The organism is Streptomyces megasporus, assembly GCF_000718985.1.
GTDB lineage: Bacteria > Actinomycetota > Actinomycetes > Streptomycetales > Streptomycetaceae > Streptomyces > Streptomyces megasporus.
This window is the reverse complement of sequence record NZ_JODL01000012.1, coordinates 18,792-35,182: the sequence shown is the minus strand read 5'-3', so window position 1 is coordinate 35,182 and position 16,391 is coordinate 18,792. Positions and strand designations below refer to the sequence as shown.

The following is a 16,391-nucleotide window of genomic DNA, read 5'->3' as shown; positions in this document are numbered from 1 at the left end:
ATGCTCAAGTTCAGCTCAGATGTGATGACGTTCGCCGGCGGCGGTCACTAAGGTCCCCTCAACCGACGAGGACGGAGCGAATGACGCCGATGAGCAACGTATCGGTGACCAAGGATGCCGCGCCGGCGGCGGAGGACCTGGTCGTCCTGAAGAACGTCGACAAGCACTTCGGTGCCCTGCATGTCCTCCAGGACATCAACCTGACCATCGGGCGTGGTGAGGTCGTCGTCGTCATCGGGCCCTCCGGGTCCGGCAAGTCCACGCTGTGCCGCACCATCAACCGCCTGGAGACGATCGACTCGGGAACGATCACCATCGACGGCAAGCCCCTGCCTGCCGAGGGCAAGGAGCTGGCCCGGCTGCGGGCCGACGTCGGCATGGTCTTCCAGTCCTTCAACCTCTTCGCGCACAAGACGGTGCTGGAGAACGTGATGCTCGGGCAGATCAAGGTCCGGGGCGTCGACAAGAAGGCGGCCGAGGAGAAGGCGCGTTCCCTTCTCGACCGGGTCGGGGTGGCCACCCAGGCCGACAAGTACCCCGCCCAACTCTCCGGCGGTCAGCAGCAGCGCGTCGCCATCGCCCGCGCGCTGGCGATGGACCCGAAGGTGATGCTCTTCGACGAGCCGACCTCCGCCCTGGACCCCGAGATGATCAACGAGGTCCTGGAGGTCATGCAGCAACTGGCGCAGAACGGCATGACGATGGTCGTCGTCACCCACGAGATGGGCTTCGCCCGTTCCGCCGCGAACCGGGTGGTCTTCATGGCCGACGGGCGGATCGTCGAAGAGGCCACTCCCGACCAGTTCTTCAGCAACCCGCGCAGCGACCGCGCCAAGGACTTCCTGTCGAAGATCCTTCACCACTGAGCTCGGCTCAGCGGAACCACGCACAATTCGATTTCAGGGATGTTCACCATGACTCTCCGCAAAGCCGGCCTCGCCGCCGCCACCGCACTCGTTCTCTCCCTGACCGCCACGGCCTGCGGTGGTGGGGGCAGCGACAGCGGCTCGGGCAGCGACAAGATCAACATCGGCATCAAGTTCGACCAGCCCGGTCTGGGTCTGAAGACCCAGGACGGCGAGTACACCGGCTTCGACGTCGACGTGGCCAAGTACGTCGCCAAGGAGTTGGGCTACGACGAGAAGGACATCGTCTGGAAGCAGGCGCCCAGCGCCGAGCGCGAGAACATGATCGCCAACGGCGACGTGAAGTTCATCGTCGCCACCTACACGATCAATGACGAGCGCAAGAAGCGGGTCGACTTCGCCGGGCCGTACCTCCTCGCCCACCAGGACCTGCTGGTGAGGGCCGACGACAACACCGTCCGGAGCGAGGAGGACCTCAACGACAGCAAGATGAAGCTCTGCTCGGTCACCGGCTCCACCTCCGCGCAGAACGTCAAGAAGGACTTCGCCCCGAAGGCCAACCTGATCAATTACGGTGGCTACTCCGAGTGCCTGACCGGCCTGGAGAACAAGGCCGTCGACGCTCTGACCACCGACGACTCCATCCTGGCCGGCTACGCCGCGCAGAAGGAGCACCAGGGCAAGTTCAAGCTCGCCGGTCTCAGCCTCAGCGACGAGCCGTACGGCATCGGCCTGAAGAAGGGCGACACCGAGCTGCAGAAGCAGATCAACGACGCCCTCAAGAAGATGGTCGAGGACGGTTCCTGGGAGAAGGCCGCGAAGAAGCACTTCGGCCCGGCCGACTACAAGTACGAGGCCGCCCCGGAGATCACCGAGACGAGCTGATGGCCGTCCGCGGTGCGCCGCCCACCCGGGGCGGCGCACCGCACCTTTGACGAGACGCCATCCGATGAGGCGAGAGCGCGGGAGAACGTGTTCGACTTTCTTGAATCCGGGCAGTACGACGTGCTCGGAGCCTTCTGGGTGACGGTGCAGCTCACCTTCTACTCGGCCATCGGTTCCCTGATCTGGGGAACGGTCCTGGCCGCCATGCGGGTCAGCCCGGTGCCGCTGATGCGCACCTTCGGCACCGTCTACGTCCACGTCGTACGGAACACTCCGCTGACGGTCATCGTCATGGCCGCCTCACTGGGCCTGTTCCAGACACTGGGAATCACGCTGACCGGCAGCGACGACTTCGAAGTGATCGGCTTCAGGCTCGCCGTGCTCAGTCTGATCGCCTACCACGCCACCTTCGTCTGCGAAGCACTGCGGTCCGGCATCAACACGGTGCCCGTCGGGCAGGCCGAGGCGGCGCGCGCCCTGGGACTGAACTTCTCCCAGGTGCTGTCCCTGATCGTCCTCCCACAGGCGTTCCGCGCCGTCGTGACCCCGCTGGCGAACGTCCTGATCGCCCTGACCAAGAACACCACGGTGGCGGCGGCCATCGGGGTCGCGGAGGCCGCGCTCCTGATGAAGGAGATGATCGAGACCGAGAGCGACGCCATCTTCCTGGTTTCCGCGATGTTCGCCTTCGGGTTCGTTGTCCTGACCCTCCCCACCGGCATGCTGCTGGGCTGGGTGAGCAAGCGCGTGGCGGTGAAGCGATGAGCAATCTCTCCGTTCTGTACGACGCCCCGGGCCCGCGGGCCAAGGCGCGGAACGTCCTCTATTCCGTGGTGTTCGTCGTCCTCCTCGGCCTCGCGCTGTGGTGGGTGCTGGACATCATGGCCGACAAGAACCAGCTCGACGCGGAGAAGTGGAGCCCGTTCGTCAGCGACGGTCGGGTGTGGACGACCTATCTGATCCCCGGTCTGCTCAACACCCTCAAGGCCGCGGCCCTGTCCATCCTCATCGCGCTTCCGCTGGGTGCGGTGTTCGGCATAGCCCGGCTGTCGGACCACCGGTGGGTCCGCGTGCCCGCCGGCGCCGTGGTGGAGTTCTTCCGCGCCATCCCGGTGCTGCTGATGATGTTCTTCGCCAACGCGGCGTACGCGCAGTTCACCGACATCTCCTCCGATGTGCGCCCGCTGTACGCCGTGGTGACCGGCCTGGTGCTCTACAACGCCTCGGTCATCGCCGAGATCGTCCGGGCGGGCATCCTCTCCCTGCCCTCCGGCCAGACCGACGCGGCCAAGGCCATCGGCATGCGCAAGGGCCAGATCATGGTCTACGTGCTGCTGCCGCAGGCGGTCACGGCGATGCTGCCGGCGCTGGTCAGCCAGATCGTGGTGATCGTCAAGGACACCGCGCTGGGTGGCGCGCTGCTGGGCTACATGGAGCTGCTGAGCCAGGTCCGGCTGATCACCGCCAACTACGGCGCCAACACCATCGCCGCCTTCACGGTGGTCGCGCTGATCTTCGTGGTGCTGAACTACCTGCTCACCAGTCTCGCGAGCTGGGTCGAGGGCCGGGTCCGGCGCGCCAAGAGGTCGACCGGCGCCGTGCTCCACGCCGACACCAACACGGAGATGGAGTTCGACGAGCCCAACGTCGCTTCCTGAAACCACAGGGAGCGGAGGGCGGACGAGCCGGGAACGCCTCCCCGGCCACACCGGCCCCTCCGCCCTCCGTGCCCACTGCCTGTGCCCCCGTCGCTTGACGGGGGCACAGGCAGTGGGTTGCATACGTCGTGTGATCGTCTTCCGGGTTCCATCGGCTCCAACTCGCCTTCCTGTCAAGGACCGTGAGAACTGCGAGGTCCGCCCGTCGTGGACCCGGTGATCGTCGTCGGCGCGGGACCGGTCGGGCTCGCGCTGTCCCTGGCGCTCGTGCGCCACGGCGTCCCCTCGGTGGTGCTCGACGCGGGCGACGGAGAGGTCGAGCCGCGCACGGCCCGCACCTGTGTGCTGCGGCCCGACACGGCGGCGTACGTGTCGGTACTGGGCGGCGCGCGGTGGGCGGCATGGCGCGCCGAGCGGCGGCGGCAGGTGGTGCGTCGGGTGGAACTGGAGGCCGCCGACTCGCCGGTGCACCTCCAGCAGTACGCGCTGGAACGGCTTCTGCGCGCCACGTTGGAGCGCGAGCCCCTGGCCCGGATCGTCACCGGGGCCCGGCTGGAGGAGTTGGAGCAGGACGCGCACGGAGTCTCGGCCCGCACGCGCGGTTCCGACGGCACCTGGTGGCGCGGCAGCCACCTGGTGGGGTGCGACGGCGCCCGCTCCACGGTGCGCAAGCTGCTGCGCGTCCGCTTCCCGGGACGCACCTCCGTGGAACGGCACGCGGTGGCGGCGCTGCGCGTGGAGTTGCCCTGGGACGGTGAGGCACTGCTGCACCGGGACGTCCCGGACGGGGGCGGCGAGGTGGTGGCGCGTCCGCTGCCGAACGGGGTGTGGCGGCTGGACTGGTTGCTTCCGCCCCGCGGCGACCTGGTCACCCCGGAGGAGGTGGTCGCCCGGATACGGCAGACGCTCACCGCCTGGTGCGACCGGGTTCCGCCGTACGAACTGCTGGACACCGGCGTGCACGTCGCGCACCAACGGCTGGCCCGGCACTGGCGCTCGGGGCGCGTCTTCCTGGCCGGGGACGCGGCGCGCCTGTTGGGCGCGCTGGGCACCCAGCCGGTCGATGAGGGGCTGCGGGACGCCGCCAACCTCGCCTGGAAACTGGCACTGTGCCTGCACGGCCGGGCCTCGGAGGATTTGCTCGACAGTTATGAGACCGAACGCCGGGGAGCGGCCAAGGCCCGACTGCGCGCCCTGGACCAGGCGCTGCCGCTGGTGCGCGGGGGCGGTGGGCTGCGCACCCTGCTGCCCGGTGGAGTCCGAGGATGGCTCGATCTGTTGACGGACGGTCACCTGGGACGTGGCCCGCTGGGCGCACCGCCCCACTACGGACACTCGCCCCTGACGCCGGGGAGGGACACGCTGCCCGAGGCGGTCCGGGTCGGGACCGAACCGGGCGCGCTCGTGGACGACGTGCCGGTCACCGCCCTGGACGGATCGCGTGGGCGGCTGTGGCAGCGGTTGGGGCGTGATCCGCTGGTGTTGCTGGTCGCGCCGGGGACCCATGTGTGGGACAGCCGCCACTGGTTGTCGGCGGGGCTGATGCCGAAGCTGGCTGCCGTGGTGGGAAGGCTGCCCGTGCCCGCCGACCTGCTGGTGACCGAGAGCTATCCAGGCGCCGCCGCCCACACCGTTCTGGTGGTCCGCCCGGACGGACACCTGGTGACCGCGTTCCCGGGGGCCCGGCCGGACGACCTGATCGCCTGTGCCGAGGTGATACGCGGCGCCGGCATCGAGGGAGCCGAGACACCCACCGACCGCGCCGACCGTTCGGCGCATCGTCCCTGACCCTCGCTCCATCCCCTTGGCCGCGCCGCCGGCGAGGCCGTGACCGGTGCTTCTCCTCCGCCCGTGGAACTTTGCCAAGAAAATTCTGCAAAAATTGTTTTGCAGAACTGGTGCAGGCCTCTACCCTCCTCCCATGACCGACGAGGAAACCGAGAGAACCGAGGGAACCGAGGGCCCCGAGGGCCCCGAGGGAAGAGCCCGCGCACTCGACCCCGAGCGAGACGCCGAGGCGCTGAAGGCGCTCACCCACCCCCTGCGCATCCGGCTGCTCGGGCTGCTGCGGGAGGACGGTCCCGCGACCGCGACCGAGCTGGCGGAGCGGACGGGGGAATCCTCCGCTTCCACCAGCTACCACCTGCGGGTGCTGGCCCGGCACGCCTTCGTCGCCGAGGCCGAGCACCGGGACGGACGGGAGCGCCGCTGGCGGGCCGTGCACTCCCTCACCTCCTGGAACAACACGGCCATGCACGCCTCGCCCGACGGCCGGGCCTCCGTCAGCGCCATCCGGAGGTTCCAACTCGACCACTTGGAGCGCGTCCTGCGCCGCCACGAGGAGGACCTCGCCTCCGGGCGGCTCGGGCCGCGGTGGGTGGAGCCCTCCGGTGTCGAGGACCTGCTGGTCCGGCTGACCCCCGAATCGCTCACCGAACTACGGGAGACGCTCCGTCGGAAGACCGCGGAGTTGGCGGCCCGTGACGAGGGAGACCCCCGCGGGGAGAAGGTCGTGTTCCTCTACGCCGGGCTGCCTCTGGCCTCCGACGGCCCGGCCGCTGACGCCTCCGACACCGGCGGCCGACTGGACACCCCGTGACCGGGCCCCTGGACCCGCGGACCGCGCGCCGCCGCTTCGCCTCGGTCACCTTTCTGCTCTGGCTTCCCGCCGGGCTGTGTCTGCCGACGATGGTCCTGCTCATGGGTGAACGCGGCATGGGTCTCTCCGCCGTCGCCGGACTCTTCGCCGTCCACTCCCTCACCGTCGCCGCGCTGGAGTTGCCCACCGGCGGTCTCTCCGACGCCATCGGCCGCCGTGCCGTACTGGCTTTCGCGGGAGTGCTCTCCGTGGCCGCCATGCTCCTGCTGGCACTGGGCACCACCCTCTGGGCCCTGGTGCTCGCCATGGTCCTGATGGGCTCGGGCCGTGCGCTGTCCAGCGGCCCCGCGGAGGCCTGGTACGTGGACACCGTCCAGGCGCGCTCCGGCTCCGATGCCGAACTCCGCACCGGACTGGCCCGGGGCAACACCGCCTCCGCCGCCGCGCTGGCCCTGGGCACCCTGTGCGGCGGTGGCCTGCCCTGGCTGCTGGACCTCGCCCCGCTGCCGAGCGCGTGGACGGCGTCCATCGCCTCCGGGCCGGTGCTGCCGCTGTCGATTCCACCGCTGGTGGGCGCGGTCGTCGGACTGGTCCACACGGTCTACGTCCTGACCGCCCTGCCCGAGCCGCCCCGTGCCCCGACCACCGTGCGAGGAGTGCTGCGCGGTGTCCCGGCCACCATGCTGGACGGACTGCGGCTGGGTACCCGGAACCTCCTCGTCCGCCGCGTGCTGTCGAGCACCGCCGCGATGGGCACGGCCTTGGCCGCCATCGAACTGCTCGCTCCGGGACGCTCCGCCGAGCTGACGGGCGCTCCCGAGTCCGGTGCGCTGCTGTTCGCCTCGCTCGCCTGTGCGGGCTTCGTCTGCACGGCCCTCGGCAGTCATGCCGCGCCGGCGGTGGCCCGCCTGACGGGCAGCGGCGAGCGGGCGATCCTGGTCGCCCTCGGGGTGAGCGTGACGGGGCTGCTGCTGCTCGGGGTGACCGTGCTGTGGTCCGGGCCCTCCGCCCTGGGACTCGCTGCCGCCGGCTATGCCCTGGTCTATCTCGGGCTCGGCTCCTCCGGCCCCAATCAGAACACCCTGCTGCACCGCAACGTCGACAGTACGGGCCGGGCCACCGCGTTGTCCGTCCAGTCCCTGGCGCAACAACTGGCCGGTGCCCTTGCCGGTCTGGTCATCGGCGCCCTGCCCTCCGGCCCACTGCCCTGGCTGCTCGCCGGCGCGGTCCTGCTGGCGGGAGCCCTGCCGTGGGCGCGCGGTGGACGTCGGGACGGTGCCGCTTCCGGCGGGAGACCCCTCCGGCAACCCGAGGCCGAGCCGTCCGAGCCGTCAGGACCGTCCGAGGCGGACGACAAGGTGGGTGGCCCCGGCCCCGCTCAGTCCATCCCGTAGAGGCCGTACTCCTCCGGATCCTCGCCCTCGGCCTCCAGAACCTCCCGGACCACCCGCAGGGCGAGCCCCTCGGGGTATCCCTTGCGAGCGAGCATCCCGGCGAGCCGACGCACCCGCTTGTCCCGGTCGAGGCCCCTGGTCATACGCAGTTTGCGTTCCACCAGGGCGCGGGCCGTCCTCTCCTCCCGTTCCGGATCGAGCCGGCCGACCGCTTCGTCGATCAGGGCGGAGTCCACACCCTTCGTCCTCAACTCGCGGGCGAGCGCCCGGCGGGCGAGACCTCGCCCGTGGTGCCGGGACTCCACCCAGGCGTCGGCGAACGCCGCGTCGTCGATCAGACCGACGTCCTCGAAACGGGACAGCACCGCCTCGGCCACGTCCTCCGGGATCTCCCGCTTGCGCAACGCTTCCGCGAGTTGCCCCCGGGTGCGCGGCGTCCCGGTGAGCAGGCGCAGGCAGATCGCCCGCGCCCGCTCCTCCGGGTCGGTCGGGAGTTCCTGGCGTCCCGCCACGGCTCAGCTCTTGGCCGCGGTGCTCTTGACCGCCTTGGCCCGGCTCGCCGGCGCGGGCACCGCCTTCGCCGCGGCGACCGGCGCCTCGGCGGGCCCGGCGGCGTCCACGCCCGGCTCGCTCTCGGGGGCCTCCGTCTTCGGGCCGATGCCCAGCTTCTCCTTGATCTTCTTCTCGATCTCGTTGGCCAGATCCGGGTTGTCCCGCAGGAAGTTACGGGCGTTCTCCTTGCCCTGCCCCAACTGATCGCCCTCGTAGGTGTACCAGGCCCCGGACTTGCGGATGAAGCCGTGCTCCACCCCCATGTCGATCAGCCCGCCCTCACGGCTGATGCCCACCCCGTACAGGATGTCGAACTCCGCCTGCTTGAACGGCGGCGCGACCTTGTTCTTCACCACCTTCACCCGGGTGCGGTTGCCGACCGCCTCGGTGCCGTCCTTCAGCGTCTCGATGCGGCGGATGTCCAGCCGCACCGAGGCGTAGAACTTCAGCGCCCGCCCGCCGGTGGTGGTCTCCGGCGAGCCGAACATCACGCCGACCTTCTCGCGGAGCTGGTTGATGAAGATCGCGGTCGTCTTGGACTGGCTGAGCGCGCCGGTGATCTTCCGCAGCGCCTGGCTCATCAGCCGGGCCTGGAGGCCGACGTGGGAGTCGCCCATCTCGCCCTCGATCTCCGCGCGCGGCACCAGGGCGGCCACCGAGTCGATCACGATCAGGTCGAGCGCGCCGGAGCGGATCAGCATGTCGGTGATCTCCAGCGCCTGCTCGCCGTTGTCCGGCTGGGACAGGATCAGGGCGTCCACGTCCACGCCCAGCTTCTTGGCGTACTCCGGATCCAGCGCGTGCTCGGCGTCCACGAAGGCCACCGTGCCGCCCGCCTTCTGCGCGTTGGCCACCGCGTGGAGGGTCAAAGTGGTCTTGCCGGAGGACTCCGGGCCGTAGACCTCCACCACCCGACCGCGCGGGAAGCCGCCGACGCCGAGGGCCACATCGAGAGCGGTCGACCCGGTCGGGATCACCTCCACCGGCTCGTTCGGCCGCTCGCCGAGACGCATGACGGCGCCCTTGCCGAACTGCCGTTCAATCTGTGCGAGCGCGGCGTCCAGCGCCTTCTCGCGGTCGGTTCCTGCCATGGGTGCCACCCGGTTCGCTTGAGTCGATCGCTTCACGTCAGAGACGCTAACGCCTACCACTGACAATCGGTCCGGGCGCCGTTCCCGGGCCGCCCGACCCTTCCATGAGAATGGTTGTTCGATTTTTGTGTCAAGTCGCCCCGTCGCCCTGTGGAAAACCGGGAAACCGCAGCTCAGGGCCGGTTCCGACAGGGCGTGTCCGCGCGGCGCGCACTCACCTCGGAGTTCACCGCAGATCGGCGGGAACGTCCATCGCGGCACAGACCGCGCGCCAGACGTCCTTCGCCTCCCACCCCGCCTCCAGGGCCTCGTACACCGTCCGGCCGCCCAGCTCGGACATCACGTGATCGCGTGCGAAGGAGTCGGCGTACGCCTCACCGAAGTGGGCCGCCATCCGCTCCCAGAAGATCGTCAACCGCATGCTTCCAGTATCCGTCCCGACACCGGTCGACCGCCCGGCCCGACGGACCTGCCCCACACCTACCCCAGAGCCCGCACCCCCGCGGTGACCACGACCGCGACGGCCACCACCACCAGGAACGGCGCGCGCAGCACCAGGGCGACCGCCGCCGCCCCCACCCCGGCGGCGCGGGCGTCGACCACCAGCGCGCCGCCGTCGCCGCCGAAGGTCTGCTGCGCGGTGAGCGCCGCCAGCAGGGCCACGGGCAGCAGGGCCGCCAGCCGCCGCACCAGCGGACGCTCCAGCGCCCCGGCCGGCACCGACAGGCCGAGCAGTTTCACGAGGTAGCAGCCGACGGCCGTCACCGCTATCGCACCCCACACGCTCATCGGGCCCCCTCCTCGCCCCGTCGCCCGCGCACCAGCAGCACCGAGGGGGCGGCCAGCGCCGCCACCAGCACCGGGACGCCGGCGGGGAGCACCGGCAGCAACCCCAGACCCAACAGCACCGCCAACCCCGCCGTGGCACGCTCCACCGTCGTGCGCAGCATGGGGGCCAGCAGTGCCAGGAAGACGGCGGGACCGGCCGCGTCCAGCCCCCAGGCGTCGGTGTCGCCGAGCGCGGCGGCGCCCAGCGCGCCGAACAGCGTGGTGAGGTTCCACAGCAGATAGAGGGTGACGCCGGTGACGGTGAACCCGATCCGGGCGGACCGCCTGTCGCGCTGGGCGAGCGCGACCAGGGAACTCTCGTCGATGACCAGTTGGGCGGCGAACGGACGCACCGCGCGCGGCAGCCGCAGCAGCGTGGACAGCCGCAGCCCGTAGAAGGCGTTGCGGATGCCGAGGAAGAAGGCCCCGGCCGCGGCGGTGAGCGGGTTGCCGCCCGCGGCGAGCGCTCCGACCAGGGCGAACTGCGAGGCGCCGGTGAACACCAGCAGGCTGAGCGCACAGGTCTGGGCGAGGTCGAGCCCGGCGCCGGCGGCGGTCACCCCGAAGGCGAAGCCGGAGAGTCCGACGGCCACGCCGACGCCGAGCGCGTCCCGTACGACGGCGCGGTCGTCGCTCGCGGGCGGGCCCTCGACGACGGCCGTCCCGGTTTCCGCGGGGACGGCCGGTGGGGTTTCCCTGTCTGTTCGGGTGGTCTGGGTCCGTTCTGGCACGGATCCGATGCTACGGGCGATCTTTCCGCTCGGTCTTGTACGTTCTTGCGCGTTCGCGCTGGTAGGCGCCGGGAGGCACCCCGACGATCCGGCGGAAGTGCCGTCCCAGGTGTGGCTGATCGGCGAACCCGACGGCCGTGGCCGCCTCGGCGGGCGGCACCCCTTCCTCCAGCAGGCGGCGCGCGCGGCGGACCCGCGCGCTGGTGAGCCAGGCGTGCGGCGGCATGCCGTACCGCTCCCGGAAGGCGCGCAGCAGCGAGAAGGGGCTCGTGCCCAGCTCCGCGGCGAGCCTCTCCAGGGTGGGCGGGTCCGTCATGCGCTCCACCAGGATCTCGCGCGCCCGCGCGGCATTGCGCGCGCCCGCGGTGCGGACCGTGCGCGCCGGGAGCGGGCCGCCGCTCAGCCGCAGCAGCCGGGTGACGGCGACGCGCAGCAGGGTGTCGGCGGCCAGGGCGTCGCCCCGTTCGGCGGCCCGGTGCACCCCGGTGATCAGTCGCGCGGCCTCCGGGTCGTGCACCAGGGACTCGGCGAACCCCACGGTGCCCCGGACGGCGGTGGTCTCGGCCGCGATGGCGGCGACCGTGTCGGCCGCCGGGTAGAGCGTGGCGTAGGACCACCCGTCCGGCGTCCCGGCCCGCGCGGTGTGCGCCACCTCCGGATTGATCATGACGACGGACCCCGCGCCGGCCCGCAGGACGCCCCCCGGCAACCCCACCTCCTCCACCCCGCCGGTGACGGCGGCGAGCACGTAGCCACCGTGGGCGTGCGGCGGGAAGGTGTGCCGGATGTACCGGGCACGCAGCAGGTCCGTGTCCGGCAACCGCTCGTACCGCCAGTGCCGTGCCCACTCCTCCGTGCCCATGACCCCATTGTGCTCGGCCCCGCACAACGGCCCCGGCCGTGGCCCCACCTGCGACGGCGGTGACGGAGTCGGGGCGGTGTCGGTGGCGGGGTGCACGATGGACCCATGGACCGGGCACCCGCTCTCGACATGTTCTCCCCCGCGACCCGCGCGTGGTTCGCGGGGGCGTTCCACGCGCCCACCGCCGCCCAGGAGGGCGCCTGGCGGGCGCTCGCCGAGGACAGCGACGTGCTGGTCGTCGCCCCGACCGGTTCCGGCAAGACGCTGGCCGCCTTCCTCGCCTCCCTGGACAGGCTGGCCGCCACACCCCCGCCGGCGGACCCGGTCCGCCGCTGCCGGGTGCTGTACGTCTCACCGCTGAAGGCGCTGGCGGTGGACGTGGAGCGGAATCTGCGCAGCCCGCTGACCGGCATCCGGCAGGAATCGGCGCGGTTGGGGCTGCCCGAACCGGACATCCGGGTCGGCGTCCGCTCCGGGGACACCCCGGCCGCCGAACGCCGGGCGCTGGTCCGACGCCCCCCGGACATCCTGATCACCACGCCCGAATCGCTCTTCCTGATGCTCACCTCCTCCGCCCGCGAGGCCCTACGCGGCGTCGAGACGGTGATCCTGGACGAGGTGCACGCCGTGGCCGGCACCAAGCGCGGCGCCCACCTGGCGCTCTCCCTGGAGCGACTGGACGAGCTGCTGGACCGCCCGGCCCGGCGGATCGGCCTGTCGGCCACGGTCCGCCCGGTGGACGAGGTGGCCCGGTTCCTCTCCCCGCGGCGCGGTGCGCGCGTCGTGCAGCCGCCCTCGGGCAAGGAGTTCGACCTGTCGGTCGTGGTGCCCGTGCCGGACATGGGCGAACTGGGCGGGGCGCCACCCGGGGACTCCGGCGGAGAGGGCCCCGGCGGTCAGAGGGACCGTCCGTCGATCTGGCCGTCCGTGGAGGAGCGGATCGCCGACCTCGTCCAGGCCCACCGCTCGACGATCGTCTTCGTCAACTCCCGCCGACTGGCCGAGCGGTTGTGCAACAGGCTGAACGAGATCGCGTACGAACGGGCCGGCGGCGAGCCGGCACCCGAGCACCGCTCGCCGGCCGAGCTGGGGGCACCTCCCGGACGGAGTCCGGGGGAGGGGGGATCGGGGTCCGCCGGGGACGCGCCGCCGGTGCTGGCCCGCGCCCACCACGGATCGGTCTCCAAGGAGCAGCGGGCCCAGGTCGAGGAGGACCTCAAGGCGGGCCGGCTGCCGGCCGTGGTGGCCACCTCCAGTCTGGAACTGGGCATCGACATGGGCTCGGTGGACTTGGTGGTCCAGGTCGAGTCCCCGCCCTCGGTCGCCTCCGGGCTCCAGCGGGTGGGTCGCGCGGGGCACCAGGTGGGCGCGGTCTCGGCCGGGGTGGTCTTCCCCAAGTACCGCGGCGATCTGGTCCAGGCCGCGGTCGTCACCGAGCGGATGCGCGAGGGCGCCATCGAGGCCCTGCGGGTGCCCTCCAACCCCTTGGACGTGCTGGCCCAGCAACTCGTCGCCATGGCCGCCATGGACACCTGGGACGTCGACGAGCTGCTGGCGGTCGTCCGGCGCGCCGCGCCCTTCGCCTCGCTGCCGGAGTCGGCGTACACCGCTGTGCTGGACATGCTCGCCGGCCGCTACCCCTCCGACGCCTTCGCCGAACTCCGCCCCCGCCTGGTGTGGGATCGCGTCGCCCACACCGTCACCGGGCGTCCGGGAGCCCAGCGGCTGGCGGTCACCTCGGGCGGGACGATCCCCGACCGCGGGCTGTTCGGCGTCTTCCTCGCGGGCGCCGATCCGAAGAAGGGCGGTGGCCGCGTCGGGGAACTGGACGAGGAGATGGTGTACGAGTCGCGGGTGGGCGACGTGTTCACCCTCGGCACGACCAGTTGGCGGATCGAGGACATCACCCGTGACCGGGTGCTGGTCTCCCCCTCCCCCGGAGTGCCGGGACGGCTGCCGTTCTGGAAGGGCGACCAGCTCGGCCGCCCGCTGGAGCTGGGTCGCGCACTGGGCGCGTTCCTCCGCGAGGTGGGCGGTCTGCCGCCCGAGGCCGCGCGGGAGCGGCTGGCCGCGGCCGGGCTGGACGACTGGGCCGTCGACAACGTGCTGGCCTACCTCGACGAGCAGCGACGGGCCTGTGGCCACGTCCCCGACGACCGCACGATCGTCGTGGAGCGCTTCCGCGACGAGCTGGGCGACTGGCGGATCGTCGTCCACTCCCCCTTCGGCGCCCAGGTGCACGCCCCCTGGGCCCTGGCGCTGGGCGCGCGGCTGAGCGAGCGGTTCGGCATGGACGCGCAGGTGATGCACGCCGACGACGGCATCGTGCTGCGTCTGCCCGACACCGATCTGCTGGGGTTCGACTCCGACGCGCTCTTCGACACGGGCCCCGGCCCGGAGTCCGACGCCGCGGGGTACGGGTCGGAGGAGCCGCCGGTCGGCGCCGCCGACGTCCTGTTCGACAAGGACGAGGTGGAGCGGGTCGTCACCGACCAGGTCGGCGGCTCGGCCCTGTTCGCCTCGCGGTTCCGCGAGTGCGCCGCCCGCGCCCTGTTGCTGCCCCGCCGCGATCCGGGCAAGCGCACCCCGCTGTGGCAGCAGCGTCAGCGCGCCGCGCAACTGCTGCAGGTGGCGAGCGAGTTCGGGTCCTTCCCGATCGTGCTGGAGGCCGTGCGCGAGTGCCTCCAGGACGTCTTCGACGTGCCCGGGTTCGCCGAGTTGATGGGCGACGTCGAGGCGCGCCGGGTGCGTCTGGTGGAGGTCACCACACCCGAGCCGTCCCCGTTCGCCCGTTCCCTGCTGTTCGGTTACGTCGCGCAGTACCTGTACGAGGGCGACTCCCCCCTCGCCGAGCGCCGGGCCGCCGCGCTCTCCCTGGACTCCCGGCTGCTGGCCGAGCTGCTGGGCCGCAGCGAGCTGCGCGAACTGCTCGACCCGGAGGTGCTGGCCGAGCTGGAGCGCGAGCTGCAGTGGCTGCCCGACCCCGATGGCGTCCGCCGGGTCAAGGACGTCGAGGGCGTCGCCGACGCGCTGCGCGTGCTGGGCCCCCTCACCGACGACGAACTGGCCGAGCGGGGTGCCGAGCCGCGGTGGGCGCGGGAGTTGGAGCACGCCCGACGCGCCATCCGGGTCCGTGTCGCGGGCCGGGAGCACTGGGCGGCGATCGAGGACGCCGGACGGCTGCGCGACGCCCTCGGCACGGCACTGCCCGTGGGCGTCCCCGAGGCGTTCACCGAGCCCGTCCCCGACCCGCTCGGCGACCTGCTCTCCCGGTACGCCCGTACCCACGGCCCGTTCACCACGGCCCGAGCGGCCGAACGCCTCGGCCTGGGCACGGCGATCGTCGACGGCGCCCTGCACCGGTTGGCGGCCTCCGGCCGCCTGGTCCAGGGCGAGTTCCATCCCTCGGGGGTGGAGCAGGAGTGGTGCGAGCCCACCGTCCTGCGGCGGCTGCGCCGCCGTTCCCTGGCCGCGCTGCGCCAGGAGCTGGAGCCGGTGCCGCCCGCCGCGCTCGCCGCCTTCCTCCCCCAGTGGCAGCACCTGGGCTCGGGAGGACTGCGCGGCGTCGACGGACTGCTGCGCGCCGTCGAGCAGGTGCAGGGCGTCCCCGTGCCCGCCTCCGCCCTGGAGAAACTGGTCCTGCCGTCCCGGGTCGCCGACTACCACCCGTCGATGCTGGACGAGCTGACCACCACCGGGGAGGTGCTCTGGGCGGGTGCCGGCGCGCTGCCCGGCAAGGACGGCTGGGTCCGGCTCCTGCTCGCCGACACCGCGCCCCTGCTGTTGCCCCCTCCGCATCCGCTGGAGCCCACCGATGTCCACCGGGCGATCCTGGAGGCGCTCTCGGGCGGGTACGGACTGTTCTTCCGGCAGATCTCCGAACGGGTCCGAGCCGCCGGGCACGAAGCGACCGATCCGGAGCTGGCCGAGGCCCTCTGGGAACTGGCCTGGTCCGGCCGGCTCACCAACGACACCCTCGCCCCCCTGCGCGCCCTGCTCGGCTCCGGTCGCACCGCGGGGGCCACGGCGCACCGCGCCAGGCGGGCCACGCCCCGAGGCCGGTACGGCTCCCTGACGGCTCTGTCCTCGGCGGCCTCGGCGGCCTCGGCGGTCTCGGCGGTCTCGGCGTCCCGTTCCCTCCGTCCCACCGCCTCCCGGACCGGCCCCCCGACCGTGGCGGGCCGCTGGTCGCTGCTGCCCGAACGGGAGACCGACCCCACCCACCGCGCCCATGCCCTGGCCCGCACCCTCCTGGACCGGCACGGCGTCGTCACCCGGGGGGCCGTGGCCGCCGAGGGGGTGGAGGGCGGCTTCTCGGCCGCGTACCGCGTGCTGTCGGTCTTCGAGGAGAGCGGCCAGGCCCGGCGCGGCTACGTGGTGGAGGGGCTGGGCGCGGCGCAGTTCGCCATGGACGGGGCGGTGGACCGGCTCCGCGCGATCGACACCGCCCGCGAGAAGCCGGAGGGGGCCCGTCCCCGAACGGCCGTGCTCGCCGCCGCCGACCCCGCCAACGCCTACGGTGCCGCTCTGCCGTGGCCCGATCCCCCGACGGTCTCCACCGACGGCTCCGCGCCGGGCCGCGCCGCCGCCCACAAGCCGGGCCGGAAGGCGGGCTCCCTGGTGGTCCTCGTCGACGGCGAACTGGTCCTCTACCTGGAGCGCGGCGGGAAGACGCTCCTGGCCTGGCGGACCGAGGGGCCGATGCTGGACGCCGCCGTCGAGGCCCTGGCCCACGCCACGCGCCGGGGCATGGTGGGCACCCTCACCGTCGAACGCGCCAACGGCTCCCCCGTGTTGGGCTCCCCACTCGGTCACGCGCTGGAGGCCGCCGGTTTCCACACCACCCCGCGGGGGCTGCGGATGCGCGCGTGACGGCGTCCGGTGGTGCGCAAGGGCGTGCCACAGTGGAGAGGTCGGTGGAGAGG

14 protein-coding genes are annotated in these 16,391 nt (G+C 72.3%); 8 read left to right on the top strand and 6 right to left on the bottom strand.

From position 1 onward, the window contains the following. The first annotated feature begins 89 nt into the window (after nucleotides 1-89). The 7 genes from IF47_RS0112255 to IF47_RS0112225 all read left to right on the top strand — a co-directional run bounded on the left by IF47_RS0112255 (nucleotide 90) and on the right by IF47_RS0112225 (nucleotide 7,402). The gene (locus IF47_RS0112255) at nucleotides 90-866 is read left to right on the top strand and encodes an amino acid ABC transporter ATP-binding protein (protein ID WP_031508746.1); all 777 of its coding nucleotides are present in this window, start codon (nucleotides 90-92) and stop codon (nucleotides 864-866) included. A 48-nt stretch (nucleotides 867-914) separates the two neighbouring features. Continuing rightward, nucleotides 915-1,751: a glutamate ABC transporter substrate-binding protein gene (locus tag IF47_RS0112250; protein WP_031508745.1), complete on the top strand. Its 837-nt coding sequence runs from the start codon at nucleotides 915-917 to the stop codon at nucleotides 1,749-1,751. 87 nt (nucleotides 1,752-1,838) lie between these two features. Next, nucleotides 1,839-2,516, top strand: a complete 678-nt coding sequence (locus IF47_RS0112245; RefSeq protein ID WP_031508744.1) for an amino acid ABC transporter permease — start codon at nucleotides 1,839-1,841, stop codon at nucleotides 2,514-2,516. Then, complete coding sequence (locus tag IF47_RS0112240) at nucleotides 2,513-3,409, top strand: amino acid ABC transporter permease (RefSeq protein WP_031508743.1); 897 nt, start codon at nucleotides 2,513-2,515, stop codon at nucleotides 3,407-3,409. The genes IF47_RS0112245 and IF47_RS0112240 overlap by 4 nt, the downstream gene beginning before the upstream one ends. Before the next feature lie 207 nt (nucleotides 3,410-3,616). Beyond that, nucleotides 3,617-5,197 (top strand): FAD-dependent monooxygenase, encoded by a 1,581-nt coding sequence (locus IF47_RS0112235; RefSeq protein ID WP_031508741.1) that lies wholly within the window; start codon nucleotides 3,617-3,619, stop codon nucleotides 5,195-5,197. A gap of 133 nt (nucleotides 5,198-5,330) precedes the next feature. After that, nucleotides 5,331-6,008, top strand: a complete 678-nt coding sequence (locus IF47_RS0112230; protein ID WP_078591764.1) for a helix-turn-helix domain-containing protein — start codon at nucleotides 5,331-5,333, stop codon at nucleotides 6,006-6,008. A gap of 89 nt (nucleotides 6,009-6,097) precedes the next feature. Next, nucleotides 6,098-7,402, top strand: coding sequence for an MFS transporter (locus tag IF47_RS0112225; protein ID WP_425423580.1), 1,305 nt, complete (start codon nucleotides 6,098-6,100; stop codon nucleotides 7,400-7,402). On the opposite strand, the gene recX is transcribed toward IF47_RS0112225, so the two are convergent. The 6 genes from recX to IF47_RS0112195 all read right to left on the bottom strand — a co-directional run bounded on the left by recX (nucleotide 7,387) and on the right by IF47_RS0112195 (nucleotide 11,466). Continuing rightward, complete coding sequence (gene recX / locus IF47_RS0112220; RefSeq protein WP_051717510.1) at nucleotides 7,387-7,914, bottom strand: recombination regulator RecX; 528 nt, start codon at nucleotides 7,912-7,914, stop codon at nucleotides 7,387-7,389. The genes IF47_RS0112225 and recX overlap by 16 nt on opposite strands. 3 nt (nucleotides 7,915-7,917) lie before the next feature. Next, nucleotides 7,918-9,045, bottom strand: a complete 1,128-nt coding sequence (gene recA / locus IF47_RS0112215; protein WP_031508737.1) for a recombinase RecA — start codon at nucleotides 9,043-9,045, stop codon at nucleotides 7,918-7,920. 226 nt (nucleotides 9,046-9,271) lie between these two features. Continuing rightward, on the bottom strand, nucleotides 9,272-9,466 hold the full coding sequence (locus IF47_RS0112210) for a DUF3046 domain-containing protein (RefSeq protein WP_031508736.1): 195 nt from the start codon (nucleotides 9,464-9,466) through the stop codon (nucleotides 9,272-9,274). Between the two features lie 59 nt (nucleotides 9,467-9,525). Further along, nucleotides 9,526-9,834 (bottom strand): AzlD domain-containing protein, encoded by a 309-nt coding sequence (locus IF47_RS0112205; RefSeq protein WP_031508735.1) that lies wholly within the window; start codon nucleotides 9,832-9,834, stop codon nucleotides 9,526-9,528. Continuing rightward, the gene (locus IF47_RS0112200) at nucleotides 9,831-10,604 is read right to left on the bottom strand and encodes an AzlC family ABC transporter permease (protein ID WP_031508734.1); all 774 of its coding nucleotides are present in this window, start codon (nucleotides 10,602-10,604) and stop codon (nucleotides 9,831-9,833) included. Before IF47_RS0112200 ends, IF47_RS0112205 begins: the two co-directional genes overlap by 4 nt. A gap of 10 nt (nucleotides 10,605-10,614) precedes the next feature. Then, nucleotides 10,615-11,466: an AraC family transcriptional regulator gene (locus IF47_RS0112195; RefSeq protein ID WP_031508732.1), complete on the bottom strand. Its 852-nt coding sequence runs from the start codon at nucleotides 11,464-11,466 to the stop codon at nucleotides 10,615-10,617. A 105-nt stretch (nucleotides 11,467-11,571) separates the two neighbouring features. Here IF47_RS0112195 and IF47_RS0112190 point away from each other — a divergent pair, with 105 nt between their 5' ends. Further along, nucleotides 11,572-16,338, top strand: a complete 4,767-nt coding sequence (locus IF47_RS0112190) for an Lhr family helicase (RefSeq protein WP_031508731.1) — start codon at nucleotides 11,572-11,574, stop codon at nucleotides 16,336-16,338. The last annotated feature ends 53 nt before the right edge of the window (nucleotides 16,339-16,391 follow it).

What these genes read in the sequence shown, in the direction of transcription:
- IF47_RS0112195 (WP_031508732.1), bottom strand. Translation starts at nt 11,466, where the DNA reads ATGGGCACGGAGGAGTGGGCACGGCACTGGCGGTACGAGCGGTTGCCG.
- IF47_RS0112240 (WP_031508743.1), top strand. Translation starts at nt 2,513, where the DNA reads ATGAGCAATCTCTCCGTTCTGTACGACGCCCCGGGCCCGCGGGCCAAG.
- IF47_RS0112190 (WP_031508731.1), top strand. Translation starts at nt 11,572, where the DNA reads ATGGACCGGGCACCCGCTCTCGACATGTTCTCCCCCGCGACCCGCGCG.
- IF47_RS0112225 (WP_425423580.1), top strand. Translation starts at nt 6,098, where the DNA reads ATGGTCCTGCTCATGGGTGAACGCGGCATGGGTCTCTCCGCCGTCGCC.
- IF47_RS0112205 (WP_031508735.1), bottom strand. Translation starts at nt 9,834, where the DNA reads ATGAGCGTGTGGGGTGCGATAGCGGTGACGGCCGTCGGCTGCTACCTC.
- IF47_RS0112230 (WP_078591764.1), top strand. Translation starts at nt 5,331, where the DNA reads ATGACCGACGAGGAAACCGAGAGAACCGAGGGAACCGAGGGCCCCGAG.
- IF47_RS0112210 (WP_031508736.1), bottom strand. Translation starts at nt 9,466, where the DNA reads ATGCGGTTGACGATCTTCTGGGAGCGGATGGCGGCCCACTTCGGTGAG.
- IF47_RS0112250 (WP_031508745.1), top strand. Translation starts at nt 915, where the DNA reads ATGACTCTCCGCAAAGCCGGCCTCGCCGCCGCCACCGCACTCGTTCTC.
- IF47_RS0112255 (WP_031508746.1), top strand. Translation starts at nt 90, where the DNA reads ATGAGCAACGTATCGGTGACCAAGGATGCCGCGCCGGCGGCGGAGGAC.
- recA (WP_031508737.1), bottom strand. Translation starts at nt 9,045, where the DNA reads ATGGCAGGAACCGACCGCGAGAAGGCGCTGGACGCCGCGCTCGCACAG.